This window comes from Acinetobacter larvae, from assembly GCF_001704115.1.
Taxonomy (GTDB): Bacteria; Pseudomonadota; Gammaproteobacteria; order Pseudomonadales; family Moraxellaceae; genus Acinetobacter; species Acinetobacter larvae.
Map to the genome: position 1 here is coordinate 1,112,463 of NZ_CP016895.1, position 26,007 is coordinate 1,138,469.

24 protein-coding genes, 6 tRNA genes and 1 other RNA gene are annotated in these 26,007 nt (G+C 43.6%); 13 read left to right on the forward strand and 18 right to left on the reverse strand.

Features of this window, described 5'->3' with window-relative positions:
• Positions 1 to 41 precede the first annotated feature (41 nt).
• The 5 genes from BFG52_RS04945 to BFG52_RS04965 all read left to right on the forward strand — a co-directional run bounded on the left by BFG52_RS04945 (position 42) and on the right by BFG52_RS04965 (position 5,868).
• Positions 42 to 1,334 carry a pyruvate dehydrogenase complex dihydrolipoamide acetyltransferase gene (locus BFG52_RS04945; protein WP_067553249.1) on the forward strand — a complete coding sequence of 431 codons (1,293 nt, stop codon included), beginning with the start codon at positions 42 to 44 and terminating at the stop codon, positions 1,332 to 1,334.
• Positions 1,335 to 1,347: 13 nt separating this feature from the next.
• A complete protein-coding gene (gene lpdA / locus BFG52_RS04950; RefSeq protein ID WP_067553251.1) occupies positions 1,348 to 2,739 on the forward strand; it encodes a dihydrolipoyl dehydrogenase in 1,392 nt (463 codons plus the stop codon).
• 115 nt (positions 2,740 to 2,854) lie between these two features.
• Positions 2,855 to 4,156, forward strand: coding sequence for an MFS transporter (locus BFG52_RS04955; RefSeq protein WP_228703802.1), 1,302 nt, complete (start codon positions 2,855 to 2,857; stop codon positions 4,154 to 4,156).
• Between the two features lie 117 nt (positions 4,157 to 4,273).
• Positions 4,274 to 5,116 carry a shikimate dehydrogenase family protein gene (locus BFG52_RS04960; protein ID WP_081408623.1) on the forward strand — a complete coding sequence of 281 codons (843 nt, stop codon included), beginning with the start codon at positions 4,274 to 4,276 and terminating at the stop codon, positions 5,114 to 5,116.
• An 11-nt stretch (positions 5,117 to 5,127) separates the two neighbouring features.
• Complete coding sequence (locus BFG52_RS04965; RefSeq protein WP_067553253.1) at positions 5,128 to 5,868, forward strand: SDR family NAD(P)-dependent oxidoreductase; 741 nt, start codon at positions 5,128 to 5,130, stop codon at positions 5,866 to 5,868.
• A 171-nt stretch (positions 5,869 to 6,039) separates the two neighbouring features.
• Here the strand turns inward: BFG52_RS04965 and BFG52_RS04970 are convergent, their stop codons facing one another.
• The 12 genes from BFG52_RS04970 to BFG52_RS05025 form a co-directional block, all read right to left on the reverse strand.
• Complete coding sequence (locus tag BFG52_RS04970) at positions 6,040 to 6,744, reverse strand: GntR family transcriptional regulator (RefSeq protein ID WP_067553255.1); 705 nt, start codon at positions 6,742 to 6,744, stop codon at positions 6,040 to 6,042.
• 389 nt (positions 6,745 to 7,133) lie between these two features.
• Positions 7,134 to 7,514 (reverse strand): aspartate 1-decarboxylase, encoded by a 381-nt coding sequence (gene panD, locus BFG52_RS04975; RefSeq protein ID WP_067553257.1) that lies wholly within the window; start codon positions 7,512 to 7,514, stop codon positions 7,134 to 7,136.
• A gap of 149 nt (positions 7,515 to 7,663) precedes the next feature.
• The gene (gene pth, locus BFG52_RS04980; protein ID WP_067553259.1) at positions 7,664 to 8,254 is read right to left on the reverse strand and encodes an aminoacyl-tRNA hydrolase; all 591 of its coding nucleotides are present in this window, start codon (positions 8,252 to 8,254) and stop codon (positions 7,664 to 7,666) included.
• An 8-nt stretch (positions 8,255 to 8,262) separates the two neighbouring features.
• Positions 8,263 to 8,565: a 50S ribosomal protein L25 gene (rplY, locus tag BFG52_RS04985; RefSeq protein WP_067553261.1), complete on the reverse strand. Its 303-nt coding sequence runs from the start codon at positions 8,563 to 8,565 to the stop codon at positions 8,263 to 8,265.
• 96 nt (positions 8,566 to 8,661) lie between these two features.
• Positions 8,662 to 9,615: a ribose-phosphate pyrophosphokinase gene (locus BFG52_RS04990; RefSeq protein ID WP_067553263.1), complete on the reverse strand. Its 954-nt coding sequence runs from the start codon at positions 9,613 to 9,615 to the stop codon at positions 8,662 to 8,664.
• A gap of 35 nt (positions 9,616 to 9,650) precedes the next feature.
• Positions 9,651 to 9,725: transfer RNA gene (locus tag BFG52_RS04995), tRNA-Gln, on the reverse strand.
• Positions 9,726 to 9,809: 84 nt separating this feature from the next.
• Positions 9,810 to 9,884: transfer RNA gene (locus tag BFG52_RS05000), tRNA-Gln, on the reverse strand.
• 22 nt (positions 9,885 to 9,906) lie between these two features.
• Positions 9,907 to 9,981: transfer RNA gene (locus BFG52_RS05005), tRNA-Gln, on the reverse strand.
• Between the two features lie 27 nt (positions 9,982 to 10,008).
• Positions 10,009 to 10,083, reverse strand: a tRNA-Gln gene (locus tag BFG52_RS05010).
• On the reverse strand, positions 10,084 to 10,923 hold the full coding sequence (ispE, locus tag BFG52_RS05015; protein ID WP_067553265.1) for a 4-(cytidine 5'-diphospho)-2-C-methyl-D-erythritol kinase: 840 nt from the start codon (positions 10,921 to 10,923) through the stop codon (positions 10,084 to 10,086).
• Positions 10,924 to 11,127: 204 nt separating this feature from the next.
• Positions 11,128 to 11,718, reverse strand: a complete 591-nt coding sequence (gene lolB, locus BFG52_RS05020) for a lipoprotein insertase outer membrane protein LolB (RefSeq protein ID WP_407639242.1) — start codon at positions 11,716 to 11,718, stop codon at positions 11,128 to 11,130.
• A gap of 7 nt (positions 11,719 to 11,725) precedes the next feature.
• Positions 11,726 to 13,402, reverse strand: coding sequence for a tetratricopeptide repeat protein (locus BFG52_RS05025; RefSeq protein WP_067559150.1), 1,677 nt, complete (start codon positions 13,400 to 13,402; stop codon positions 11,726 to 11,728).
• Positions 13,403 to 13,510: 108 nt separating this feature from the next.
• On the opposite strand from BFG52_RS05025, the gene hemA reads away from it, so the two are divergent.
• A complete protein-coding gene (hemA, locus tag BFG52_RS05030) occupies positions 13,511 to 14,785 on the forward strand; it encodes a glutamyl-tRNA reductase (protein ID WP_067553268.1) in 1,275 nt (424 codons plus the stop codon).
• A gap of 36 nt (positions 14,786 to 14,821) precedes the next feature.
• Here the strand turns inward: hemA and BFG52_RS05035 are convergent, their stop codons facing one another.
• Together BFG52_RS05035 and BFG52_RS05040 are read right to left on the reverse strand one after the other, a co-directional pair.
• Positions 14,822 to 16,783: a DNA primase gene (locus BFG52_RS05035; protein WP_067553270.1), complete on the reverse strand. Its 1,962-nt coding sequence runs from the start codon at positions 16,781 to 16,783 to the stop codon at positions 14,822 to 14,824.
• 106 nt (positions 16,784 to 16,889) lie between these two features.
• Positions 16,890 to 17,867 carry an outer membrane protein assembly factor BamD gene (locus BFG52_RS05040; RefSeq protein ID WP_067553273.1) on the reverse strand — a complete coding sequence of 326 codons (978 nt, stop codon included), beginning with the start codon at positions 17,865 to 17,867 and terminating at the stop codon, positions 16,890 to 16,892.
• 71 nt (positions 17,868 to 17,938) lie between these two features.
• Between BFG52_RS05040 and rluD the strand changes: the two genes are divergently transcribed.
• Both rluD and pgeF read left to right on the forward strand, forming a co-directional pair.
• Positions 17,939 to 18,991 carry a 23S rRNA pseudouridine(1911/1915/1917) synthase RluD gene (rluD, locus tag BFG52_RS05045; RefSeq protein ID WP_067553275.1) on the forward strand — a complete coding sequence of 351 codons (1,053 nt, stop codon included), beginning with the start codon at positions 17,939 to 17,941 and terminating at the stop codon, positions 18,989 to 18,991.
• Positions 18,992 to 19,017: 26 nt separating this feature from the next.
• Positions 19,018 to 19,758, forward strand: coding sequence for a peptidoglycan editing factor PgeF (gene pgeF / locus BFG52_RS05050; RefSeq protein WP_067553277.1), 741 nt, complete (start codon positions 19,018 to 19,020; stop codon positions 19,756 to 19,758).
• Positions 19,759 to 19,925: 167 nt separating this feature from the next.
• On the opposite strand, the gene BFG52_RS05055 is transcribed toward pgeF, so the two are convergent.
• The gene (locus BFG52_RS05055) at positions 19,926 to 20,498 is read right to left on the reverse strand and encodes an HdeD family acid-resistance protein (RefSeq protein ID WP_067553279.1); all 573 of its coding nucleotides are present in this window, start codon (positions 20,496 to 20,498) and stop codon (positions 19,926 to 19,928) included.
• 486 nt (positions 20,499 to 20,984) lie between these two features.
• Positions 20,985 to 21,461: an SsrA-binding protein SmpB gene (gene smpB, locus BFG52_RS05060; RefSeq protein ID WP_067553281.1), complete on the reverse strand. Its 477-nt coding sequence runs from the start codon at positions 21,459 to 21,461 to the stop codon at positions 20,985 to 20,987.
• A gap of 269 nt (positions 21,462 to 21,730) precedes the next feature.
• Between smpB and coaD the strand changes: the two genes are divergently transcribed.
• From coaD to BFG52_RS05085, 5 genes are all read left to right on the forward strand, one after another.
• Complete coding sequence (gene coaD / locus BFG52_RS05065; RefSeq protein ID WP_067553283.1) at positions 21,731 to 22,222, forward strand: pantetheine-phosphate adenylyltransferase; 492 nt, start codon at positions 21,731 to 21,733, stop codon at positions 22,220 to 22,222.
• Between the two features lies 1 nt (position 22,223).
• On the forward strand, positions 22,224 to 22,490 hold the full coding sequence (locus BFG52_RS05070) for a YfhL family 4Fe-4S dicluster ferredoxin (protein WP_067553285.1): 267 nt from the start codon (positions 22,224 to 22,226) through the stop codon (positions 22,488 to 22,490).
• A 28-nt stretch (positions 22,491 to 22,518) separates the two neighbouring features.
• An RNA gene (gene rnpB, locus BFG52_RS05075) (RNase P RNA component class A) lies at positions 22,519 to 22,884 on the forward strand.
• 63 nt (positions 22,885 to 22,947) lie between these two features.
• A tRNA-Met gene (locus tag BFG52_RS05080) sits at positions 22,948 to 23,024 on the forward strand.
• Between the two features lie 183 nt (positions 23,025 to 23,207).
• A tRNA-Met gene (locus tag BFG52_RS05085) sits at positions 23,208 to 23,284 on the forward strand.
• 235 nt (positions 23,285 to 23,519) lie between these two features.
• Here BFG52_RS05085 and BFG52_RS05090 read toward each other — a convergent pair.
• Together BFG52_RS05090 and BFG52_RS05095 are read right to left on the reverse strand one after the other, a co-directional pair.
• The gene (locus BFG52_RS05090) at positions 23,520 to 25,145 is read right to left on the reverse strand and encodes an NAD+ synthase (protein ID WP_067553287.1); all 1,626 of its coding nucleotides are present in this window, start codon (positions 25,143 to 25,145) and stop codon (positions 23,520 to 23,522) included.
• Positions 25,146 to 25,486: 341 nt separating this feature from the next.
• Positions 25,487 to 25,972: a hypothetical protein gene (locus BFG52_RS05095; protein WP_067553289.1), complete on the reverse strand. Its 486-nt coding sequence runs from the start codon at positions 25,970 to 25,972 to the stop codon at positions 25,487 to 25,489.
• Positions 25,973 to 26,007: the final 35 nt, after the last annotated feature.

Sequence of the window (26,007 nt, forward strand, 5' to 3'; positions counted from 1 at the left end):
CGTCACATCCTGTTCATCTATTTTTAGTCAAAGGTCGCACCATGTCTACGTTATTGCATATGCCAGAAGTTTTGGCAAATACCACCCATGCCACCATCAATAAATGGTTGGTTGCAGAAGGTGATCAAATTGTGATTGGGCAATGTATTGCCGAAGTTGAAACCGATAAAGCCGTGGTGGAAATGGTGGCTGAAGCGGAAGGCTTGATCAGTAAAATTATTGTGCCAGAAGGTGAAGAAGTTGAAGTCGGGGCGGCAATTGCGCAACTGAATGGTGATGGTCAAGTTGATCTCGCGACAGTTGCAGCGAACACATCGCCCGTAGCAGCTGACGTGATTAGCGAGAATCGACTGGTCAGTACGCCCAGCACCGAGCATGGACAAACTGCTACGCCATTGACTGGCGACATTGATCCAAGTGCTGCGTCAACACGTATTTTTGCTTCTCCTTTGGCGAAACGACTCGCCAAGCAACATCAGTTAGATCTCGCCGCACTGTCTGGCAGTGGACCACGTGGGCGTATTGTAAAACGTGATATTGAAATGGCACTTGAGCATGCCCTTGCTCAGCTTGCAGCCACACCAGCGACCACAGTACCCGAGCAGCCGAGTCTTGCCGGTACAGCTATTGCCGGGGATCAAGTTGCGGGTGATCAAGCTTATGAAGATATTCCGTTGAGCAATATGCGTAAAACCATTGCAAGACGCTTAACCGAGAGTAAATCGACAGTGCCACATTTTTATTTAAATGTGCAGTGTCAGGTCGATGCACTATTGGCATTGCGTCAACAAATAAATGCCATTGCTACAGAAAAAATTTCTGTCAATGACTTGGTGATTAAAGCGGTAGCCTTGGCTTCACAGCAGGTACCCGCCATGAATGCCTGTTGGGCAGAGACCGCTATACGCCAATATAAACATGTGGATATTAGTGTGGCTGTCGCAACAGAAAAAGGTTTACTCACGCCCGTGATCCGTCAAGCCGAACACAAATCACTGTCGACGATTCATCGTGAAGTGGCAAATTTGGCTGAATTGGCACGTGCGGGCAAATTGGCACCTGAGCAGTATCAAGGGGGAAGCTTTAGTATCAGTAACCTTGGCATGTTTGGGGTGTCGGATTTTAATGCCATTATCAATCCGCCGCAGGCAGGCATATTGGCAGTTGGTGCGATACAGAAAGCAGCAGTTGTGGTGGATGATGCCTTAACCATCGCGTCGGTTTTGCGCTGTAGCTTGTCGGCAGATCATCGTGTGGTGGATGGTGCGGTGGCGGCGACATGGTTGGCTGCTTTTAAGCAGCTGATCGAAGATCCACTGAAGTTACTGATCTAAACAGGGCATGACAATGAACGAACAAAAATTTGATTTGTTAGTGATTGGTGGTGGTCCTGGTGGTTATGTTGCCGCGATTCGCGCCAGTCAATTGGGCATGAAGGTTGCTTTGGTCGAAAAAGCTGAATTGGGCGGCATTTGCCTGAATTGGGGATGCTTACCGACCAAGGCTTTGCTGCGGAGTGCCGATGTATTGCGTTTGGTGAAAAATGCTGCGGCATTTGGTATTGATGTCGCAGCGCCACAGGTCAATCTGACGCAGGTGGTGCAACGTTCACGCGATGTCTCGGCCAAGCTACAAGGCGGTGTAGCCGGCTTACTCAAGAAAAATAAAGTAACGCTTTTTCGTGGGCTAGCTCAGTTACAAGGGCAAGGCTGGGTGCAGGTGCAATGTGCAGAGCGTAGCCAACGCTTGCACGCGACACATATTATTTTGGCAACTGGGGCGCGTGCGCGCGCGCTTACCGATATGCCGATCGATGGTCAGTATTTCTGGAGTTATCGTGAAGCATTAGTGCCCAAAACCATTCCCAAACGCTTGTTGGTGATTGGAGCTGGTGCGATCGGCATTGAGTTTGCGTGTTTTTATCGTGCGATGGGTGCCGAGGTGAGCGTGTTGGAGTGGGCAGATCGGATTTTGCCACAAGAAGATGCTGAAATTTCTGCCACGGTTGCCGCTGCTTTAGAGAAAGATGGCATACAACTGTATACCGCCTCTAAAGTCGCAGCACATCGGATCGTCAATGGTGCTGTGCAGTTAGACATTACTGGGCAACATACGGGGCAATGCTCAGCTGACGTAGTATTACTGGCCGTTGGCATCAGCGCCAATACTGAAAAACTTGGTTTGGAACAGACCCAAGTGCAGTTGGAACGTGGGCATATTGTCACTGATGAATTTTGCCGTACCGCAGAGAAAAATCTCTATGCCATTGGTGATGTTGCGGGTCCACCCTGGTTGGCACACAAAGCCAGTCATGAAGGGATTTTATGTGTAGAAAAAATCATGGGTTTGACCGTTGCGCCGATCAACAGCAAACACATTCCAGCCTGTACCTATAGTCATCCACAAGTTGCCAGTGTTGGCTATAGCGAAGCACAAGCACGTGAACTGGGGAAACCGATTCGTGTCGGGAAGTTTCCTTTTGTTGCCAATGGTAAGGCCTTGGCAATGCAAAGCAGTACAGGCTTTGTCAAAGTTATTTTCGATGAGCACAGTGGTGAATTATTGGGTGCACATATGGTGGGTGAAGAAGTCACCGAAATGATCAATGGTTATGCCATTGCCCAGACCTTAGAAACCACCGAACAGGAACTGATGCACACCATTTTGCCGCACCCAACCATGTCAGAAGCCATGCATGAGGCTGTACTGGCGGCATATCAGCGCGCATTGCATCAATAATTGCGGGTGGTCGTGCGCGTCGCGATGCAGTACTTGATGTGCGGCGAGCTTAGGGCACGACCTATAAAATTCTTCGCTTGGAACGCGAAACTAAAGACATGACATAAGGATATATATGAACCGACCTGTAGAAAATATACTTCAATCTACGGCTGATGCACCGGTTTTAGATGCAGCCCGTAAGAAGTCCTTAATCGCCAGTGGCGTGGGCAATCTTTTAGAGTGGTATGACTGGACCATTTATGCCGTTGCTTCGGCTTATATTGCTGCAGCATTGTTTGATAAAAGTGATCCAACATCCGCATTACTCAGCACGCTGGCAGTTTTTGCAGTGGGATTTATTTCTAGACCCTTTGGGGGTTTTATCTTTGGACCTTTGGCCGACAAAATTGGTCGCCGTAACGTACTCATGATCACCATGCTATTAATGGCGGGTGCCAGTATTGTGATTGCGTGTATTCCCAGTTTTGAAAGCATTGGCTATTGGGCATCCTTGATTTTAGTAGTGGCAAGATTAGTGCAAGGCTTTGCACATGGCGGGGAAACCACCACATCTTATGCCTATGTATCCGAAATTGCGCCCCCGAAAAAGCGTGGTTTATGGTCAAGCACAGTATTTTTTGCGGTGGGTCTAGGGTCTCTGACAGCTACATTATTTTTAGCTTTATTAACTTCGGTTATTCCCAAAGAAGAGATGTATGCATGGGGCTGGCGTATTCCGTTTTTAATTGGTGGTGTACTGGCTTTCTTTGCGCTGTATTTGCGTCGCAATATGATGGAAAGTGAGCATGTCGACAAGTTGCAACAAGATGATAGCCCGAAATGGCCGCTGTCGAAGTTTCTCTTTACCGGGCTGAAATTGTTCTTCTATGAGGCTGGCTCAACTTTGACCTATTATATTTGGGTTACGGTCTGCGCAATTTATGCCATTAACCATCTAAAAATGGACCCACATGATGCCTTTGTGATGAGCTGTTTTGCTCAAGTGGTTTATCTTCTTTGCTTACCGATACAGGGCTGGCTCTCCGATATCATCGGTCGTAAAACCAGTACCTTGATTTCCTTTGGTGGTTCAATGCTGTTGTTATTTCCACTGTGGGGATTACTGTCGAGTGAGCCATGGACTTTATTTGTTGCCCAAGCCGTTGGTTTGGTTTTTGTTGGCTTCTTGACTGCCAGTAAACCTGCTGCGATGTCAGAACAGATTCCAACCCGTTATCGGACCAAACTGTTTGGTATCTTTATGTCCTTATCGATTGCAGTATTTGGTGGCACCGCCTCGTATTTAAATACTTGGTTATATGCCAATCATATGGAATCTTATTTTAATGTTTATGGTGTGGTGGTGTGTTTGATTGCCATCATCGTGGTCTTGACTTGGAAAGACAATAAAGGCATCGACTTAGACAAAGTTTAGGCTTAGCCCGGTCTTGAGCGTGTAGCGCATTGTAAATAAATGCCCATTCATTTGTTTGACCATGATCTATGCCCTCATGCTTTGTTGCTTTTATCTATCTTCATGGAGTAAGTACTTATGCAAGCGATAGCAGAAATGCCGATTAGCGGCAACACCAAGATTATCCCGATTTTGGCAGATCCCATTGCGCATGTACAAACACCGCGCATTATGAATAGCTTGCTGCGTAAAGCCAATTATGATGCTATTTGTGTGCCTTTTCATGTGGCAGCTGCAAACTTAAGTCAATGCTTAGCCAGTCTACGCTTGATTCCCAGTATTGCCGGTGCCGTCATTACCGTACCGCATAAAATGGCCATGTGTGCATTGAGTGATATACAAGGTGCACAAGCCCAGATCATTGGTGCGGTCAATGCGATTCGTTTTGATGAAAATCGTCAAGTACATGGTGAAATGTTTGACGGCAAAGGCTTTGTACAAGGGCTTATTCAGGCGGATGTTCGTGTTGATGCAACACGACGAGTCTATATGGCAGGTGCAGGTGGTGTGGCGCGCGGAATTGCATTTGCACTGTTGGCAAATGGCGTCAAATATTTACAGCTGTATAACCGTAGCACAGATAAAGCGATCCAATTGATCGCAGAACTGAAAGCTTTTGCACCAGATGCCGAGATTGTATTGGCAGATGCAACACCATATCAGGTTGATCTCTGCATCAATGCCAGTTCGGCGGGCATGTTAGGAGCACTGGAACAGGTGCTGCCTTTTCAGTTAGACCGATTAGATCAACAGTGTTGTGTGGCTGAAGTGGTGATGAAACCCAGCCAAACCTTGTTATTACAACAAGCTTCTGCCAGAGCCATGAAGACTGTTTCTGGGCAAGCCATGCTCATGGCACAAGTTGGTCAATTGGCTGCTTTTATTTTAGATGCGCCAGAACTGGCACAGCTCGCGTTTTAGGATGAACTGAGATGTTTAATTTTCAAGGAAAAACAGTAGTTATTACCGGTGCGTCAGGTGGGATCGCGGTGAGCTGCATTGAGAAACTCTATCAAGCAGGCGCACAGTTGCTACTGACGGATATTCAGTTGCCCGCCTTACAACAATTGGCAGCACGTTTGGACCCCAGTGCACAGCGTATTTTAACCTTAGCACAAGACGTTGCCGATTCGGCACAAGCAGATGCAGTCATGCAGGTCGCAGCTGAGCGTTTTGGTGGAATTGATATTTTGATTCCATGTGCAGGGTTGTATCGGGCTTGTGCACTGAAAGAAATGTCTGATCAAGAGTGGTCTAAAGTTACGGCTGTAAACTTAGATGGTGTGTTTTATAGCATTCGTGCGGCAATTCCATATTTGCATCAAGGGGGTGCGATTGTCAATGTGACGTCTATGGCGGGGCATAAGGGCAGCTATCATCATGGTCATTATGCTGCATCTAAAGGTGCAGTGCTCAATTTAACCCGAACCTTGGCAATGGAATTGGCACCACATATTCGTGTCAATAACGTTTCGCCCGGCTTGATCGATACTCCAATGATTCAGGCTTTAATGCAGGAAAAAGGCGAGCAACTGCTGGCGCAAACACCGCTACATCGCTTGGGACGTGCCGATGAGGTTGCCGATGCCATCTTGTATTTAGCATCTGATTTTGCCAGCTTTATTACCGGTGAAACCTTACATGTCAATGGTGGGCTGTATATTGCCAGTTAGGCATTGGCAATTGCTATCACGCGCACATAAAAAACCGTGACAATCTGTCTGGGCTAAAGGCGAGATTGACACGGTTGTTGTCATACAATCCCAGTATTTTGATGAGATCGATCAGAAGGGTCGTTGACGCTCTTGTGATACATGCACAAGAGCGTGGTGTGCTGGCTTTAACTATTCAGCTTCAGTATTTTGTGCCGGTAAGGCACTCAAACGACGTTTATAGTTATAAACAGCTGCTTGTCCAGCATCGAGTAAGTGTTGATCATTGTGGGCACAAGCCAGTGCGGTATCTTCTGCTAAAGTGGCATCAAAAATTAATTGCAGATCTAAATAACCTTGTTTGACGCGGTCTTCATAAATAAAAGCAAAGTGTTTAAATAAACCGACACGTGCTTGGATTTTTAAGATAAGTTCTTCTAAGACACTGTTTTTAGAACCTTTCAATAAGATGCTATAGAAATTTTCTTTATATTCCCAACGCTGTGCCACTGTACCCTGTAGGAAGTCTTGTTCCAAAGCCTGATAGAGGGTACGTAAACTGGCTTTGTCTGCTGCACTGGCATTTTGAATAAATAATTCAATCATCAAACTTTCAACTTTGGCGCGTACCAAATATAAGTTGATAATATCTTCTTCACTGAGTTTGGTGACGATTGGTCCCTGACTGGGAATGACCGTGACCAAATGTTCGCTTTCCAATAAACGTAGTACTTCACGTACTACAGTGCGAGATACGCCGTAACGTTCACATAAATTGCTTTCGACCAAACGATCGCCCGGCAAGAAGAAACCTTCTAAGATGTCATTTTTTAATAATGCTGTGACTTGTTGGCGAATTGGTGCCGATTCGCGTTTCACTAAACTCTTTCCGTTCATTCCATTAGCCCAAAAAAAACTAGCTTCATTATAGCTGAGATTGCAGCAGATACGTTGTAATGCATTGCGTCAAACTGTAAAAATTACTAGAAATTTCAGTGCTTACCAAGCATGGCTTGTCGATCAACTTTGCTGTGAAGTACAAATTGAAACTGCGGGGATGACATGAATATTTCATGTTTAAAATCTTTGCCAGAGCCGATGCATTACGCTGTGATGTGAGGGTGTCACAAGTGCATTGCGGTACATGTTGAGCAGTTTTTTGCGCGCTGTTGTTAGTTCAATATTGGAGTATTTATTTATATGTCAGGCGATAGAGCACATCGCCTGACTGTGCTGTATTTAGAGTGCTTTTAGAAATAGTAGAGGGCTGGAGTACTTATAGGAATTTAGAGTACTTGTACCGGAATACAGTTGGCGGTGTGATTGACGGTATTATCTGGGTTGGCATAAACCAAGCGGGGTTGATGTGCATCTGCTTCGGCTTCAGTAAAATCACCGAAAGTGGCAATAATCACAATATCACCGACATCTGCTTGATGCGCTGCGCCACCATTCACAGAAATCATCCCCGAATCATTTTCACCCCGAATTGCATAAGTGGTAAAACGTTTGCCGTTGCTTACATTCCATACGTGGATTTCTTCGTATTCACGAATACCCGCGAGATCCATTAACGTACCATCTATCGCACATGAGCCTTCATAATGTAATTCGGCATGGGTTACGATTGCGCGATGGATTTTACATTTTAATAAACGAGAAAGCATGGCTTACGTCTCCTGCATTGATCAAAGCCTTTAGTTTTTAATTACAAAATAGTTGATTAAAAACATAAAAAACGCATTTTGCGCTGAAATGACTGTTGGTGCAAGTTGAAAAGAAGTCTATGGCGTTGAAATGCCGCTCTTGTACAAGACTACGGCTTATATGCGTTGATTTGATTCATGGCGTGTTGGATTTCGCCATCCAAGAGTAAATCGGTGCGCATTAAGGCGTGATGAATGGCATCATCCATCAACTGCTGTTCACTGTTGGGTGCTTTACCTAAGACATGACCTGTTACGCGTTCTTTGGCACCTGGATGACCAATACCAATGCGTAGGCGATGAAAGTTAGGTCCTATATGCGGCACGATATCACGTAGACCATTATGACCACCATGTCCGCCAGCGGTTTTGAGGCGAATAATTCCGGGGTTCATATCGAGTTCATCATGAGCGATGAGCATATTTTCAGGAGCAATTTGATAGAATTTTGCGAAGGGGACAACACTTTGACCAGAACGGTTCATAAAAGTGCTAGGCAAGAGCAAACGGACATCGTGTCCTTGTATTTGACCACGACCACTGATGCCATTGAATTTTGGGTCATTTTTAAGAGAAATACCGTGTTGTTCGGCGAGGCGCTCCACATACCAAAATCCAGCATTATGTCGAGTTTGGGCATATTCCTGTCCAGGATTGCCCAAACCAACAATGAGTTGAATCGATGTATCTCGATGACTCATAACGACACTTAGCCTGCTACGCGTAAAAAGTCAGCGTGCATTGGTGTGTTTTTAGCTGGGTGACGTTGTAATGCTTTGATGATTACTTTTTCTTCTTTACCCGCAACGTTGATGATGCTTGCTTCAGTGAAGAACGCATCATTTTCAAGTGCTTTTACAAGCTCACGAAGTTCAAGCGTAACAGTAACAGGTTCTTGATCTGCACCATAAATGATTGCAGGAACAAGTGCTTCACGACGTAGGCGGCGGCTCGCACCTTTCCCTTGTTTGTCTTCAGCACGCGCTTGCGCGTTTAATACGATATTTGACATGAGAAATCCTCATTAAAGTTAAAAAAACTAAACTTGCGACCAGTTTAGTGTGATTAAGCCCCATCAAAGTGACAGGGCTTAGAAAAAGCTGCGCTATTATAGATAACTATCAAACATTGCGCTAATAGATTCTTCGTTATTAATACGACGAATTGTTTCGGCAACCATACTGGCAACAGAAACTTGACGAATCTTAGCCAGTTGTTGTGCTTCTGCTGATAGGGGAATGGTGTCGGTAACCACCAATTCATCAATCACAGAATTGCTTAAATTTTCTAGTGCTTTACCCGATAAAACTGGGTGAGTGGCATAGGCAACCACACGACGCGCACCAAATTGTTTGAGCGCATCAGCCGCTTTGCATAAGGTACCAGCAGTATCAACCATGTCATCAACGATGACACAATCACGACCTTTTACATCACCAATCAAATGCATGACTTGAGATTCATTGGCTTTTTGACGACGTTTGTCAATAATCGCTAAATCAATATCACCCATTTGTTTGGCTACGGCACGGGCCCGAACCACACCACCGACGTCAGGTGAAACCACCATGAGGTTGTCGTGTGATTGTTGACGTAAGTCAGCAAGCAATGCAGGGGTACCATAGATGTTATCGACTGGAATGTCGAAGAAACCTTGAATTTGGTCGGCGTGCAGATCAATCATGACCACACGGTCGATGCCTACAGTGGTGAGCATATCCGCAACCACTTTCGCGGTAATCGGCACACGGGATGAACGTGGGCGACGGTCTTGACGTGCATAACCAAAGTAAGGAATGACAGCGGTAATACGACCGGCACTGGCACGACGCAAAGCATCAGCCATGACCAAGATTTCCATCAGGTTGTCATTGGTTGGGGCACAAGTCGGTTGAACGATAAAGACGTCTTTACCACGTACGTTCTCGGTAATCTCGACAGCAATTTCACCGTCAGAGAACTGGCCTACAGAGGCGGCACCAAGAGGAATGTGTAGATGGCTAACAACTTTCTGAGCGAAGTGTGGATGAGCGTTTCCACTAAAAACGACAAGATTGGGCATGAAGCACCCTTGGCGGTTGGTCTAATAGAGAGAAATGGCAGGGGCGGCTGGATTCGAACCAACGGATGCCGAGATCAAAACCCGGTGCCTTACCACTTGGCGACGCCCCTAATGCGGCAGAACTTTATCGGTTTTACATGACTTTGTCAAGGTTTTTGCCTTGGACTGTAAAGCGGTGTTCTGTACTTTTAAAATGGCAGGGGCGGCTGGATTCGAACCAACGGATGCCGAGATCAAAACCCGGTGCCTTACCACTTGGCGACGCCCCTAAAATATTGCTTGATGTGATGATGGCAGGGGCGGCTGGATTCGAACCAACGGATGCCGAGATCAAAACCCGGTGCCTTACCACTTGGCGACGCCCCTAATATAATCAACATCATTTGGTCTAAATGGCAGGGGCGGCTGGATTCGAACCAACGGATGCCGAGATCAAAACCCGGTGCCTTACCACTTGGCGACGCCCCTTTAGACCGATGTAAGCAGCGCGTGAACAGGAGAAGATGCTAAACTCTGAACCGTGTACGCAGTACAAGGTGCATTTTTTAAAATCTCATCAACATTCATGTTGTTGCTTACTTCAGAGAATACACAAGCACCTGTGCCTGTCAACCGTGCAACCGAAAACTGATTTAAGTATTGCATGGCAGCATCGACTTCTGGATATAAGCTTCGCGCAATTGCTTCGAAGTTATTGCCAAATTTAGATGGCTTCATCTGATAGGCGCAAAATGTAGTAGGCTTCGAGTTTCTTGTCAACGTTTTTTGTGAAAAAAGCAATTGAGTGCTGATAAAACAATCAGGTTTCAAGATAATGTATTGTTTTTGGTCTAAGTTGACGAATTGCAGTTGCTCGCCAACCCCTTCAGCCCAAGCATTACGCCCTTGTACAAACACTGGAACATCGGCACCCAATTGCAATCCTAATGCTGCTAATTGCTCAATATTTAGACCGCAATGCCAGAGTTGATTGAGGGTCAATAGTGTGGTGGCCGCGTCTGAAGACCCACCACCGAGTCCTGCACCCATGGGAATATTTTTTTCTAGCTTAATTTCTATGCGACAGGGTTGCTGTGCGTATGGACGAAGCAACTGCGCTGCACGATAAATTAAATTATCTTGCAGGGTCACTGTGTCGAGTCCCACGATGTCAATGGTCATATTGGCATCAGAATGGGGTTGAAAAGTTAAGTAATCACATAAATCGATCAGTTGAAACAGCGTTTGCAGTTCATGATAACCATCGGCACGTCGTGCTGTGATATGTAAAAATAAATTTAATTTGGCGGGTGCAGGAACGCGAAGCATAGCAATAGGCACTTCAAATGAAATGGAAACAAGAGGGTTATATCAAAGCAGATGTGCTGCGCTAAAGCAAAGCTTATTCACCTGAGCCTAGCGCTGTTTGCGTAGCGCAAACAGCATTTTTTCGCTATTCATGATGCGCAGTGCTTTTCGTAATGCTGCTCAATGCTTATAGCTATTCTCAATGCTTGTAGCGATTTTCACTGCTTAGCGATTCTCAATGATTAAGGTAATTTTATTTAAATTTTGTTCAGCCAGCTGTTCAGTGAGAATGAGTTTATTGGGCAATATGGCAGATTCAGCATAGAATAATTCAACTTGCCAGCCGTCTTCGGTGACTTGTATTAAGCGATTTTGTTGATCACGGGTGCTTTGTGCTGCTGCTGTGGCTGGACGGGCTTGCACCCAATCAATCATATGGGTAATGGGCGCGATCCAACCAGTTGCTTGTGCTAATAATTCTTCTGGGCTAGTGGCGCGTAATTCACCAGTTTTGCTGCTATTGAGCACAACTTCACCGGGTTTACCTTCAATAATGGTTTTGCCAATGCCCAAGGCACCGTTGAGTTGAATGACAAAATGATCTTGATCTTGCTGCCAAGTATAGAATGCACTGCCACTTTGTTGTGGGGTACGCACGCCTATTTTACCTTGTAAATTAAATTGATTATTGTTGCTGATGGCATTTTGTGTAGGGAGTTTCGGCTGTTGGCGAATCAGCTGACAACCACTCAGTATAAAACTACTCAGCATTAAACTACTCAAAACAACAGTAATTTTATGGTGCAACATACGGATTTATCTCTTATTTCGAACTTTTGGGTAAGATTAAACTATCCAGCTGTTCTAATTGCGGATCGTTAGGGTGATTTTCTTTGAATTGTTGTAACACCGCAGCAAAGGTCTCTAGGTCGCCAATCATATAGAGCGACTTGGCATAGCGTATACCAATATTCAGACTATGACTCAGCGCATAGGCTTTACCCAAAACTTTGGCTGCGGTTTCAAAATCGTTTTGCAAGAAGGTGATATAACCTAAGGTATCCAAAATAGAGGCTTGCTCAGGCGCATTTTCTAAAGCCCGTTCGGCATAACGACGTGCTTCATTTAAACGTCGGTTTTGTAGTGCCAGTGTATAGGCATAAGCGTTTAAATAGGTTGGATTATTGGGTTCAATCTCCAATAACTGTTTGAGTGCTTTATCGAGTTGCTCGCGATTCTGATAAGGGTCAAGCAAGAGCACTTGAGAATAAATAATCTCGGGGTCATCTGGTAAATTTTGTGCGGCCTCTTGTAATAAAGCCAATGCGGCAGCTTTATTGTCCATTTTTCTTAAAATTTCAGCCTGTGCTTGATATAAAAAACTGGCATGCTGTGGATAGTTCACGCGTTCTTGGGTTAAAAAGCGTAGCGCATCGGCAAGTTTGTTTTGGCGTTGGTAGATATTAATTAAGTTACGACGTGACACCATATATAGACTGCCATCGACCAACCGATAATAAGCCTTGGCTGTTTCATCTTGCCCCTTGCGTTCGGCATTAATGGCTAAATAAAAATAGGCTTCATTTTGATATTGCTCTGAATCCCGTAACTCGACCAAATATTGCTCAGCCAATTGATAACGTTTTAAGTCGATAGCGGTTAAGCCACCAATAAATAGTGCTTCTTCAGCTTGTGGCCATTTTTTCAGAATGTGCGCTATTTTCTCTAGTGCTTGTTCTGATTGATTCATCTTGATGAGATATTTCAATTCTGCCAAAGCGAGGTCGAGATTATTTTTATTTTTACGGGTACTTTTTTCAAACCAAGCTAACGTTGCGGCTTCGTCATTGAGCGCCATTAATAGATTGGCTTTTAAAATAATATATCCCGTTACTTTGGGGCGTTTGCGCAAGGCTTGATTGACTTTGACCAGTGCTTGTTCAAACTGTTGATTTTGCGCTTCTAAACTGGCCAATAAGATTAAAATTGAGGGATTATTTTTTTGTTTACTGGCGGCGAGTGTTTGCAATAAATCCTGACGATCCTGTTCGCTATCTGGAGAGATTCCTGCCAAGATTTGTTCTAAGTCAGCATTGCTATCGATGGCTAAGATACTGTCTAGGGTATTGGCTGCCAGTTCGTATTCGTGCGCTTTCAGTGCAATATGTGCCAGATAAAACTTGGCTGGAACGTCTTTGGGCTCTTGTACCACCCAATGATGCGCAATGTCTAAAGCAGCTTGTAGATCATTTTGTTCAATGGCAATATTAAGCGCATGCTGTTTAACTGTGGTAGAGTTACTGCGAATCGCCAGTACGGTATAATTGTGTAAAGCTGTCGCAGTGTCATGATTGGCTAAAGAAAACTCAGCAATCATACTTTGTAAAATTGCGTCTTGATGAGAATTCACATGATAATTTTGTTCTGATGCTCTAAGATGAGCAGCGGCTGTTATGCTACCTAAAACTAAGATTATGGTAGTATATTGCCTCAACATCATGTTCTGTCTAGGACTGATAAATTGACCCAATTTTTTTTGACCCAAGTAAGTTTTTTTATGACACTGATGTTGCACAATAGCACAATTTTAGCGAAATGATGATCTGATATGTCTTTCTTTGCATTAGGTGTTAATCATCATACAGCCTCAGTCGAACTACGTGAGCGTATCGCGTTTAATCCAGAGCGACTCAAAGTCTTGCTAGAACAGCAATGCTATAGCCATACTTTAAACGATATCGTGGTGGTGTCTACCTGTAACCGTACCGAAGTCTATGCGATGGCTGAGTCTGCCGACATCGTATTAGATTGGCTCGCTGAAATAAACCAGATTGATGTAAATCAATTGTCTAATCACGTTTATCGTTACGAAAATATTGAAGCAGTGGCCCATCTGATGCGGGTTTCCAGTGGTTTGGATTCTCTCATGTTGGGTGAACCACAAATCTTGGGACAAGTGAAAACCGCTTTGGCATTGGCAAAAGATGCCGCAGTGGTCTCGGCACAACTCAATCGTATTTTTGAATATGCTTTCTATGCGGCCAAACGGGTGCGTTCGGAAACTGCTGTAGGAAGTCATGCAGTTTCAATGGGTTATGCTGTTGCACAATTGGCATTACAAGTCTTTAGTCAGCCAGAAAAACTACAGGTGATGGTGGTTGCTGCCGGAGAGATGAACAGTCTTGTGGCGAAGCATCTGGCAGAAATGGGGGTGGCAAAAATTTTGATTTGTAACCGTAGCCGAGAACGGGCTGAACAGTTGGCACAAGATCTAGCACATCGGGTTGATGTGGAAATTATTCCCTTTGAAGCATTGAGTCAAAATTTACATCGTGCTGATGTGATTTCGAGTTGTACGGGGAGTTTGCATCAAGTCATTTCTTTTACCGATATCAAAACAGCAATCAAACAGCGACGTTATCAACAAATGCTCTTGGTTGATTTGGCTGTACCGCGCGATATTGACGCCAAAGTCGAACAACTCGATGGTGTGTATTTGTATGGGGTCGATGACCTGCAAACGGTGATTGATGAAAACCTTGCACAACGTCGCCAGGCGGCGGTTGAAGCCGAGGTGATGGTGAATCAATTGGTGACCCAGTTGGTGACCCAGCAAAAAGTAGATGCTGCGGGTGCAACCATTGCGCATTATCGTCAACACGAACAACAACAGCAGCAAGATGAGCTGGCACTGGCCAAGCAACGTTTGGCAAAAGGTGAAGACAGCGAACAGGTTTTAAATGATTTTGCCCATCGTCTAACACAGAAATTATTACATTCCAATTCATTGCTGTTACGCCGCGCTGCACAAGAACAAGATCCTTCTTATTTTGAATGGTTAGAAGAAAACATTCAGGACATTTTTCAACAGATGCGTAAATGAGCAAGCACGGTCTGAGACTAGCTCGCTGGGATTGCCTCAAGGATCGAGGTGCAATAGTTTTAGTCCAATTTGCTTAGAGATCTCATTGAGCTGCTGACGTAAATTACGTGACTCCAATAATGAGCTGGGTTTTTTGAGTTTAAGGCGAATATATTTTTCTTGTAAGGCGCGTGAATAATCTAAGGCAAGTTTATCGATACTTTCTGGCGATTGCAGTAGCGCGGTCATATTACTGCGTTGCATAATATCGACCAGCTGTGCTTGATAGGGGCTTGCTGCACCTAAAATATAATAACAGGCTAACTCTGGGTCTTCCGGTAAATGATCTGCGACCACATCAATCACCGCCAACAATTGTGCCAATAAGGTATCACTGGTGATATAGGCGCGTAAGATTTCAAAGTGACGATATAAATAAGGATGTAAGATTAAAATGGCAGTCGCCAAGTCTTCGATTTTGGTATGTATATCAAAAGACAGTGCTGCATCTGATTTAGGTTGAGCCTGCCATTTTTTATTACCGCCCAGTTTTTCTCTAAAATATTGCCGCAACAAATAACGATAAGAACCATGTTTGGGCAATAACTCAATCAAGGCTTGTAACTCAGCCATGACCTGACTCTTACCTTCTGGGCTATTGATGTCATATTGTTGACTTAATAAAGAAAAAATAAATTCCGACAGCAAAGGTGCTTGTTGCCAGAGGCGTTGAAAACCCTCAACACCTTCTTTACGGATCAGTGAGTCGGGATCGTGTTGGGCTGGCAGGACAAAGAATTGTAGTTGGCGTCCATCAACCAATTGCGGTAAAGCAATTTCTAGTGTGCGTCGTGCTGCTTTTTGCCCAGCTGCATCGCCATCAAAGGCTATGGTCAGGTTGTGATCTTGCTTAAAAATGGTTTGTATATGATCGGCATTACTGGCTGTTCCGAGGGTGGCGACCGCACCGGCAATACCATATTGTTGCAGAGCGATGACATCCATATAGCCTTCAACCAAAAGCCAACGCGCCGCTTTTTGTTTACGCCCTTCGTAGAGCCCATAGAGTAATTGGTTTTTATGGAATACTTCTGAGTCTGGAGAGTTAATATATTTCGGCTTAATTTCATCATTGAGAGCACGACCACCAAAACCGACGATTCGACCTCGACTGTCACGGATGGGGAAGATGACTCGATCACGTAATAAATCATAGTCACGACCATGATCATGACTGCGAATCAGCCCTAAGCTTTTTAGACCTTCAATATCTTGTGGAAAAGCTTTTTCTAAATGTTGCCAGTCATTGGGGGCATAGCCTAAGCGCCAAAATTCGATGCTTTCCGCACTTAAACCACGTTGTTTAAAGTATTGTTGTGCTGTTTGGCTATGTGGTAATTGGGCTTGATAAAATTGTGCCACGGCTTCAAGTAAGGTGTAGAAATCACCTTCATTATTGTTATTTAAGGCATTATTTTCCAAAGCAACTTGTGCAAAACTATCATAATAATCGGCATGGTCGAGTTGGAAATCATGTGCTTGATCCTGATAGTGTTCAAAGGGATCATCTCCAAAGTCGACAGTTGCTGCGGGGGTGTTGTCGGGTAGCGACGCGTTGGGGGGGAGCGTATTTGAGTTTGCCGTGTTTGAGTTTGCCGTGTTGGGCTTTGGTGTCTGTGGCTTTGCTGCAACATTACGTTGATAAGATGGTTTTTTTTGTTCTTGTTGTTGCGGCAGTTCGATGCCAGTTTGGCTGGATAATTCTTTCATCACATCGACAAAGTTTCGACTGTCAATGTCCATCAAAAAGCGAATTGCATTACCATTGGCTTGACAGCCAAAGCAGTGATAGTACTGTTTGTCTCGATAGACGTGAAACGATGGTGTTTTTTCTTGGTGAAATGGACAGCAACCTGAGTAAGTTCGCCCAGTTTTTTTGAGTTTAACCCGTTGCCCAATGAGGTCGACGATGTCAGTCCGATCTAAAATTTGATCAATGGTATGCTGTGGAATTGCCATAAAATGTAAACCGCTATCAGTGCAGTGCTAAAGCAAAACGAGCCCGAAGACTCGTCTTGTTGATGCAAGGTGTAAAGAAAGGCTGGCAATCAAGCACAGCGCTAAATTATTCTGCGTTATTTTCTGCTTTACCCAGCGTACCAAAACTGATGCGGTTTAAGAGACTGCGTTTAGGTTTGTCATCTGGATCGATGCTGCTGCTTTGGTCTGCGGGTAAATTGGTTGTAGCCTCACGACCCAGTACCCCGAGTGTTGCTTTATTCCACCAACTGCCATCGTTACGTGCTGCACGCAGGTTAACCTCACCATTGGCTTTGACCAATTTGGGATAGTTAAGCTTTAAAATGTCGACATACTGTTGCGCGGTGGTATTATCGCCCAGTTTTTTATAGCTATAAGCAATAGTCGCCAATGCTTCAGGTACTTGTGGAGATTGTGGATAGTATTCAGTCACCCATTGTGCACGCTCTAAAGCTGCCAACCAAGCAGAACGTTTTAAGTTAAAGCGCGCTGCTGTCATTTCATTTTCAGCCAATTCATTGCTGATAAAAGTCATACGCTGTGCAGCATCGACGGCATATTTACTACTCGGATAACGACGAATAAACTCGACAAAGTTTTGATAAGCAACTTTGAGATAGCCTACATCACGGTGTGATTGTTGCAGCGAGGTATAACGTAATAGACCGTCGTAGTTCTGCTCCATATTGGCCACACCACGCACATAGTAGGCATAGTCTGCATTGGGGTGTTGTGGATAGATTCGAATAAAGCGTTCTGCCAGTGCAACTACGCCCTCATAATCTTTTTGTTTGAACTTGGTGTAAATCAAATCCAGCTGTGACTGTTGTGCATACTCACCTGTTGGATAATAGGTATCGATTGCTTCAAGTGATTTAGCAGCTTCTGTATATTGACCACGTTTCAATGCAGTTTGAGCTTTATCAAAATAGACTTGTTCGCTCGATTTTGGACCAGTATCAACCACGTCTTTCTTTTTCGGATTACTGCTACATCCCACAATTGCCGTTGCTAAACTGAGTGTAACAGCAAGCATTGTAATTTTGTAATGTGGTCGTGACATAAAAAAACCTCTGTTAATAGGGGCAATAGGCTACAATTGCACTATTAAACCACTTTTATCCCAATGAGCAAATGACTTCAGCACAATCTTCTAATTCTCATTCCTCAGAACATGATTTTAATCTGTTTGAAGATTCTGAGCACGCAGATAATCATATTTCTTCATCTTCTGCAACACAGATATCGTTGCAACAGCAACTCGATTTATCTTATTTAGGTCAACGTATCGATCAAGTTGCTGCCAGTGTTTGGAGCGAATTTTCTCGTGAAAAACTAAAGCAGTGGATGAAGGATGGTCATCTGCTGGTCAATGGTAACATCGTTAAGCCGAAGTATAAATGCGAAGGTGATGAGTTATTAACTTTAAATGTCCAGCTGGTCACACAAACCACAGCACAAGCTGAAGATATCCCATTGGATATCGTCTATGAAGATGATGACATCTTGGTCATCAACAAAAGCGTTGGCATGGTCGTTCATCCTGGCGCAGGAAATCCCAACGGAACATTGGTCAATGCTATTTTGCATCACTATCCCAAATCAGCAGAATTAACCCGTGCGGGTTTGGTGCATCGTATTGACAAAGATACCAGTGGTTTATTGGTGGTTGCTAAAAATCTCGAATCACAATTTGCTTTAAGTCAGCAATTGGCAGATAAATCGGTCTACCGTTTATATGATCTGATTGTGTATGGGCAAGTGATTGCAGGGGGAACCATCGATGAACCGATCAAGCGCCATCCAGTGGATCGAATCAAAATGGCAGTATTGCCTGGTGGTCGTGATGCGGTAACGCATTATAACGTCAAAGAGCGCTTCCAAAATTTCACCCGTATCCAAGCGCAGCTTGAGACAGGGCGTACCCATCAAATACGTGTGCATTTTACGTATTTAGGTTTTCCTCTGGTGGGTGATCCTGTTTATGTTGGACGGATTCGTATGCCTGCTGGCGCATCTCCCGCTTTACAGGAATGTTTACGTGCGTTTAAACGCCAAGCCTTACATGCATCTAAATTGGGCTTGGTGCATCCCAAAACAGGGGAACAAATGTTATTTGAGGTGCCTTGGGCAGAGGACTTTAACCAATTGGTGGAAACCTTGCGTCGTGAAAACCCAAATGATTAGCACTTCTCAATAGCGCAGGCATTGTTATGCAATTGATTCAAAATTTAGCACCCTCTGTGCTCGTTGCACAAACAGAGATTGTGCATGCTGCAACGTTGGCTACAGCACAAACAGCATTACAAGGCTTTAATTTAGCTTTACATGTCAATGATGAAAACAGTCGTGTGCAACAGCACCGTATGGCTTTGCTTGAGCAGCTTACACCTTATGGGGTGCAGCAGCTGACTTGGTTGAATCAAACGCATAGTACCCAGTGTCATCGTGTCGAAGAGCAAGTGCGTATGCTGCCCTTAGCAGGAGATGCGCTGGTCACGCAGCAACGGGGTCATGCCTTGATGATCATGACGGCAGATTGTTTGGCCATTGCTTTGGGAGATGCCGCAGGACAAGAAGTTGCGGTATTGCATGCGGGCTGGCGTGGGCTTGCCAATGGCATGATTGAAAACACCGTTGCAAGTATGCAGTATCCCGCAACATGGGCTTGGATGGGGGCAGCCATTTCGCAAGCACATTTTGAGGTTGGCGCGGAAGTTCGTGAGCAGTTTTGCTCACGTTACCCAGCTTTGAGTGAGGCATTTATCGCCGCTGCACAAGCGGGGAAATATTATGCCGACTTATATGCCATGGCAGGTTATATCTTGCAGCAATTGGGGATACAACAGATCACGGGTGGGGAACAATGCAGTTATGCCCAAGCGAAGCAATTTTATTCTTATCGTCGAAACCCTCTAAGTGGACGCATGGCAACATTGGTGTTTCGTCAATAGTGCGGGTGCGTTTTTGGCAGCGTTTTGCATTTCTGATTTTGTGTATTTGACGGTATATCATCGCGAGACATAGCAATGGCATCATCATGCCATTGCTATGTCACATTTGCTTTATTCTGTTTAGGATTCTTAAATAGATTTAAAGTTGGGTTGCGAACAATCGTATTTTAGCGGTCTGCCGAGCTTTTCGGTACATATAGACGAATATACGACGCCAAACCGAGATAGTTAATCCCTTGGAATAAAATATCCATGGCTAAAAATAATCCCAATACCCAAGCCGGTGCATCTGGTGACATAAAAATAATAATCCCGGCGAGTAAAGTCAGTAGACCAGACAATAATGTCCATCCCCAACCTTGAAAATTACGGAATAATATGGCGTTGACCAGACGAACCACACCAGCAATGATGAGGAAAATAGCGACTAAATTGGTTAAAACAATGGCTGTTTTTATCGGGGATGTCCAAGCATAATATCCTGCCAACGCATATAAAATCGCGAACAACACCAGTACCCAACGCAGTGCACCATCAAAGAATTTAAAAGCAGCAAAGAGTTGTAATAACGCGCTGAACATCATCAATGCACCGAAAATGATAACGGCAGATAAGGTCGCAAAGGGTAGGGAAATTAATAACAAAGCGGCGCAAAGAATAAATAAAATACCGAAGCCAATATACCACTTACGATTTTCGTGTAATTGGTGGCGAACTAAATCATTGCCAACTGTTCTCATCTGACTCACCTCTGGAGTTAATATAGCATTCGCTATTTTATGGGGAATAGTTTTATGGTTAAAAGTTTTATAGGGACGAAATTATGGTTAAGATTCTGCTGTTCACGATCTTATAGATGCCCTATAGATTAGAGTACACCACGGTTTAAACTTTACTGGTTTAAAATAAAAAAAAATGACAAAAAATCTTGTATACCTGTCCGTTAAAATAAATTTAATGCTGTATTGCGGCCATTTAAATAGCTATTTAAATGGCTAGTTAAGCGGCTAGAAGTTATTTGCAGGATGAGATTAAGATTGGTTTAAAAGCGCTGAGAGACAATCAGCCCGATTATTCGATCGGGCTGATTGGGTTGAGAGGTGATCATGGTACTTGGCTTGATCAGATCATTAAATTGCAGCGGATTTAACTGCATTATGTGATTCAAGTTGTGACTCAACTGCGAATGAAAAGACATTAGATGAGAAGAGTGCAGCTGCAAAGCCTTAACGATGAAAGATACGTGCTTTATCACGTTGCCAATCTCGATCTTTTTCAGTTGCACGTTTGTCATGTAGCTGTTTACCTTTCACCAAGGCGATTTCCAGTTTGACCAAATGCGCTTTCCAGTAACAGCTCAATGGCACGCAGGAGTAGCCTTTTTGATTGACAGCTCCCATTAAATGTTCAATCTGACGACGTGACAATAGCAGCTTACGTGTACGGGTTGCTTCTGGCACCACATGCGTAGAGGCTGATAATAAAGGTTGGATTTGTGCACCGACCAAAAAAGCTTCATTATTTTTAAAGATAATATAGCTTTCAGCAATGGTCATGCGACCTGCACGCAGGGATTTAACTTCCCAGCCTTGTAAGGACAAGCCCGCTTCAAATTTTTCTTCAATAAAATAGTCATGGCGTGCGCGGCGGTTTTGCGCAATAGTACCACCCTGACTTTTTTTTACGACTTTAACTTTAGACATAATATATAATTTCCACTCTTGTCGCTATTTTGCCTGAAACTATGCGCGAGGTGAAGCGTTGTAATGGGCTTATTCGTGATCTATAACATATTGCACCTGATTGGTGCTAGCGATGTGTGACGAGGAGTTCATATCGCTAAATTATTAAAATTCCTTATAAAAACATCAATTTTACCAGATAAAGCCACAATCACCCAAGGCGAAGTATTCGCCTTAAAAAAAGTTTTTGCTAGAATAGGTCGCTACAGCATTCAGTTGAGTATCAATAGATGTCTAAAACACGCGTCATCTACCCAGGAACTTTTGATCCAATTACCAATGGTCATATTGACTTAGTTACACGAGCTGCCAGAATGTTTGATGAGGTTGTGGTTGCCATTGCCATTGGACATCATAAGAACCCAGTATTTAGTTTAGAAGAGCGTGTTGCGCTAGCACAGCAATCCCTCAGCCAGTTAAATAATGTTGAAGTCATTGGCTTTGATGGTTTACTGGTTAACTTTTTTCAAGAACAGCGAGCGACAGCGGTACTCAGAGGTTTGCGTGCTATTTCAGATTTTGAGTATGAGTTTCAACTCGCCAATATGAATCGTCAACTTGATTCCAATTTCGAAGCAGTGTTCTTAACACCATCGGAGCAATACTCTTTTATATCATCGACCCTTGTACGTGAGATTGCACGTTTAAATGGTGATGTGACCCGTTTTGTTCCGCCATTTGTTGTTGAGGCATTTGCACAAAAGCATCAGCAAGGTTGGTAAAGTGTCACTTTATATTACGGATGAATGCATCAATTGCGATGTGTGCGAACCGGTCTGCCCAAATGAAGCGATTTATTTGGGCGAAATAATTTACGAAATTGATCCTGATCTTTGTACAGAATGCGTTGGGCACTATGATAAGCCGCAATGCCAATTATTTTGTCCTGTCGATTGTATTCCCAAAGATCCGAATCATGCAGAAACAGAAGCAGAGTTGCATCAGAAATATTTGCATCTAACTGCTCAAAAAAATACCAGCAATCTTTAGCAAAGTTTGTTACTATCGCAGCCTGAATGAAGCGGGCTAAACGATCGCTGCTGTGGAGGTCTTCGTGACTGAAGCAGGGGAGGAAAGTCCGGGCTTCAAAGGGCAAGGTGCCAGATAACGTCTGGGCGGCGTGAGCCGACGGCTAGTGCAGCAGAGAGTAGACCGCCTTGATATGCTTGCATATCAGGGTAAGGGTGAAAGGGTGCGGTAAGAGCGCACCGCATGGCTGGTAACAGTACATGGCTTGGTAAACCCCACCTGAAGCAAGACCAAATAGGAATCCTGAGGTACGGCCCGTACTGGATTCGGGTAGGTTGCTGGAGCGTACGAGTGATTGTACGCCTAGAGGAATGATCGTTCACGACAGAACCCGGCTTATCGGCCCACTTCATTCAATTTATTTAAAAAAATGCTTGACGCGTGTGAAAGAAATTTAGATAATGCGCGCACAGTTTACGGCTATGTAGCTCAGTTGGTTAGAGCACAGCACTCATAATGCTGGGGTCACAGGTTCAAGTCCCGTCATAGCCACCATTTTATAGACCACGTTCCTAAACGTGGTCTTTTTTTATATATTTTTCTTTGAAATTGGGCTTTTATGGGATGGTTGTATAAATTTTAGATCTTTGATAAAAACTTTGCTTAAAGCGTGAGCATTAATGTCTGTGTGTGCTTGACCTGAGCGATAGAAATCTAGATAATGCCCTCACAGTTTACGGCTATGTAGCTCAGTTGGTTAGAGCACAGCACTCATAATGCTGGGGTCACAGGTTCAAGTCCCGTCATAGCCACCATTTTTATAGACCACGTTCCAAAACGTGGTCTTTTTTTATGTGTTTTTTTTATCTGCGTGTTGGTCGTTTTTTTACATGGGCTGTGATTTGTTTATATGATTTATCTAGGCGATTCATGATTTATGTAGACGCTTCATAATGCGGCCTACAGGATTGATAAACAGTATCGCTAAAAAAATAAACCCAAGCAGCTGCGCTTGGGTTTATTCATTGTAAGACGGTATGGAGGGGAGGCTTAACAGCCTGCAGGCCATTCGTTAACGATAGGATAGCGTCGTTCACGTGTAAATGCACGTGAGCTAATACGTGGACCTATAGCGCCTTGGCGGCGTTTATATTCGTTGATATCGACTAGACGAATGACTTTTTTCACCGTTGCTGCATCAAAGCCTTTGCCAATAATATCTTCTTGGCTTTGATCTTCTTCAATATAGGCATAAAGGATGGCATCCAATACATCATATGGCGGTAATGCATCTTGATCTTTTTGATCTGGACGTAACTCAGCAGATGGTGGACGTGTAATAACGCGTTCAGGAATAACCGGTGTTTCTTCAAGGCTATTACGATATTTCGCCAACTCAAAGACGATGGACTTATAGACATCTTTGAGCACTGCATAAGCACCGACCATATCACCATATAAGGTGCAATAACCGACAGCCAATTCTGACTTATTGCCTGTAGATAAAACTAAGTTGCCAAACTTATTGGACAGCGCCATCAGCAAGGTGCCACGGCTACGTGCCTGTAAGTTTTCTTCAGTTGAATCGGCGGCAATATTACCAAAGAATGGATAGAGCGTTTGTAGATAGCTATTTACGATGGGGTGGATTTCTGCCACGCCAAAAGTAACGCCCATACGTTGCGCTTGTGTATTGGCATCCTCAATGCTGATTGCAGCTGTATAGGTATAAGGCATCATCACCGCTTGAACTTTGTCTGCACCTAATGCATCAACTGCAATGGCTAAGGTCAAGGCTGAGTCAATTCCACCCGATAGACCAAGGATGACACCGGGGAAGCCTGAACGGGTCACATAGTCGCGTGTCGCCATCACCAAGCTTTGGTAAATTTCGGCCATGGTTTCTAGAGCAGTTGCACTGTCTTTGGACTGAAAGCATTTGCTTTCTAAATCATAATCGACTACTGCGAGATACTCTTTGAAACTAGGGGCGAGATAAGCCAATTCACCAGTATGGTTCATGATAAAGCTACTGCCGTCAAAGATTAAATCATCTTGTCCGCCCACTTGGTTACAGTAGACGATATTGAGGTGAAGTTCTTTGCTAACAGATTGAATACTTTGTACACGATGCTGTGGTTTGCCGACTTCATAGGGGGAGGCATTGAGGCAGAGTACTGTTTCTACTTGTAGCTGACTGAGTTGTTGAATGCTATTCAATGACCACAAGTCTTCACAAATCAGCACAGCAAAACGATGCCCCTGATATTCAAACACTAAGTGTTGATGACCTTCTTGGAAATAGCGCTTTTCGTCGAAAACGCTATAATTCGGGAGATTTTGTTTGTTATATACCCCTAGTACTTGGCCGTCTTTTAATACTGCAGCAGAGTTATAACGTTGACCTTGTTCATTTTGATTGACGAAACCAAATACCAGCATGATGTCTTGTACTTGATTGAGTTGCTCAAAGGCTTGGGCTGTGCGTTTGCTCAAGCTAGGTCGTAGTAATAAATCTTCAGCAGGATAGCCAATGCTGGAGAGTTCAGGGAAAATGATGATGTCAGCGTTTTGTTGTTTCGCCTCGTTTGCCAATTCAATCATTTTCTGAACATTTGATTCAATATTGCCAATGCGAGGAGAGAATTGAGCAAGGGCAATTTTAAAACTTTTCATCTAAACTAAATCCTATTCCTTGTAGGTGTGGCACACAACTGCTTTAAAGACTTGTTTATAATTATACAGATGTGGTTACGGTACTAAAAAAATAAAAGCCAAATTTTAGTCTGCAAATTAATCAACAAATGGTTGGGAAATATACTTTTTTTTGCAATGCAAAAAATAGAAATATCCCATATTTTAACCAAAAATAATTCATATGCTAGCGCATATTGAATATTGCTTGATGATTTCAACAAAGAAAGCTTTCTTGTTAAAACATATTTTTCGATTACTGCATTATTTAATAAAATTCCGAAAATAACTATCAAAACTTTAGACTTTTTTCAAATAGCTGCTTATATGATGATATTTTTAATTTTTTTCAGGAAAATATCACGTGCGATATCGCCTTGTTGCTCAATATTATAGTTATGAAAGGCTTTACGCTGCGCTAGCTGATAATGATAAGGATTATAGCGTTTTGCAGAAATATAATAGGCTATTTGTAGTAATGCACCGTGAAATAATACATTTTTTCCTTGTTGATATTGATAGACATGGGTCATTTCATGAATAAAGATCGCCTGATAAGCAATATCTTCAAGTGCATAATCGGCTTTGAAATGTTTATCTAAAATATATAAGTTTCCATTTGGCGCCATAAATATATCTTCAGACTGCCAAGGGAGGTAGCGATGCTTGAAGATATAAACTTGATCATAATCAATTAACTGACCAAATACTGTTTGACACAATTGTCGTTCAGCGTGGGTCAATTGACGCGCTGTAAATTGCGTGAGTTTTAAATAAGGAATGCAGTAAGCAATAAGATATTTCAGCATATGCGCAATCCAGCATAGCGGGCGAGTTGGATATT

Coding starts and splice junctions, on each gene's coding strand:
- BFG52_RS05090 (WP_067553287.1), bottom strand. CDS start 25,145: ATGAAAAGTTTTAAAATTGCCCTTGCTCAATTCTCTCCTCGCATTGGC.
- BFG52_RS05035 (WP_067553270.1), bottom strand. CDS start 16,783: ATGGCAATTCCACAGCATACCATTGATCAAATTTTAGATCGGACTGAC.
- ispE (WP_067553265.1), bottom strand. CDS start 10,923: ATGCTTCGCGTTCCTGCACCCGCCAAATTAAATTTATTTTTACATATC.
- BFG52_RS05040 (WP_067553273.1), bottom strand. CDS start 17,867: ATGTCACGACCACATTACAAAATTACAATGCTTGCTGTTACACTCAGT.
- pth (WP_067553259.1), bottom strand. CDS start 8,254: ATGAGTCATCGAGATACATCGATTCAACTCATTGTTGGTTTGGGCAAT.
- BFG52_RS05025 (WP_067559150.1), bottom strand. CDS start 13,402: ATGATGTTGAGGCAATATACTACCATAATCTTAGTTTTAGGTAGCATA.
- hemA (WP_067553268.1), top strand. CDS start 13,511: ATGTCTTTCTTTGCATTAGGTGTTAATCATCATACAGCCTCAGTCGAA.
- coaD (WP_067553283.1), top strand. CDS start 21,731: ATGTCTAAAACACGCGTCATCTACCCAGGAACTTTTGATCCAATTACC.
- smpB (WP_067553281.1), bottom strand. CDS start 21,461: ATGTCTAAAGTTAAAGTCGTAAAAAAAAGTCAGGGTGGTACTATTGCG.
- BFG52_RS05055 (WP_067553279.1), bottom strand. CDS start 20,498: ATGAGAACAGTTGGCAATGATTTAGTTCGCCACCAATTACACGAAAAT.
- BFG52_RS04955 (WP_228703802.1), top strand. CDS start 2,855: ATGAACCGACCTGTAGAAAATATACTTCAATCTACGGCTGATGCACCG.
- BFG52_RS04970 (WP_067553255.1), bottom strand. CDS start 6,744: ATGAACGGAAAGAGTTTAGTGAAACGCGAATCGGCACCAATTCGCCAA.
- BFG52_RS04965 (WP_067553253.1), top strand. CDS start 5,128: ATGTTTAATTTTCAAGGAAAAACAGTAGTTATTACCGGTGCGTCAGGT.
- BFG52_RS04945 (WP_067553249.1), top strand. CDS start 42: ATGTCTACGTTATTGCATATGCCAGAAGTTTTGGCAAATACCACCCAT.
- rplY (WP_067553261.1), bottom strand. CDS start 8,565: ATGTCAAATATCGTATTAAACGCGCAAGCGCGTGCTGAAGACAAACAA.
- panD (WP_067553257.1), bottom strand. CDS start 7,514: ATGCTTTCTCGTTTATTAAAATGTAAAATCCATCGCGCAATCGTAACC.
- rluD (WP_067553275.1), top strand. CDS start 17,939: ATGACTTCAGCACAATCTTCTAATTCTCATTCCTCAGAACATGATTTT.
- BFG52_RS04960 (WP_081408623.1), top strand. CDS start 4,274: ATGCAAGCGATAGCAGAAATGCCGATTAGCGGCAACACCAAGATTATC.
- BFG52_RS05095 (WP_067553289.1), bottom strand. CDS start 25,972: ATGCTGAAATATCTTATTGCTTACTGCATTCCTTATTTAAAACTCACG.
- pgeF (WP_067553277.1), top strand. CDS start 19,018: ATGCAATTGATTCAAAATTTAGCACCCTCTGTGCTCGTTGCACAAACA.
- BFG52_RS04990 (WP_067553263.1), bottom strand. CDS start 9,615: ATGCCCAATCTTGTCGTTTTTAGTGGAAACGCTCATCCACACTTCGCT.
- lpdA (WP_067553251.1), top strand. CDS start 1,348: ATGAACGAACAAAAATTTGATTTGTTAGTGATTGGTGGTGGTCCTGGT.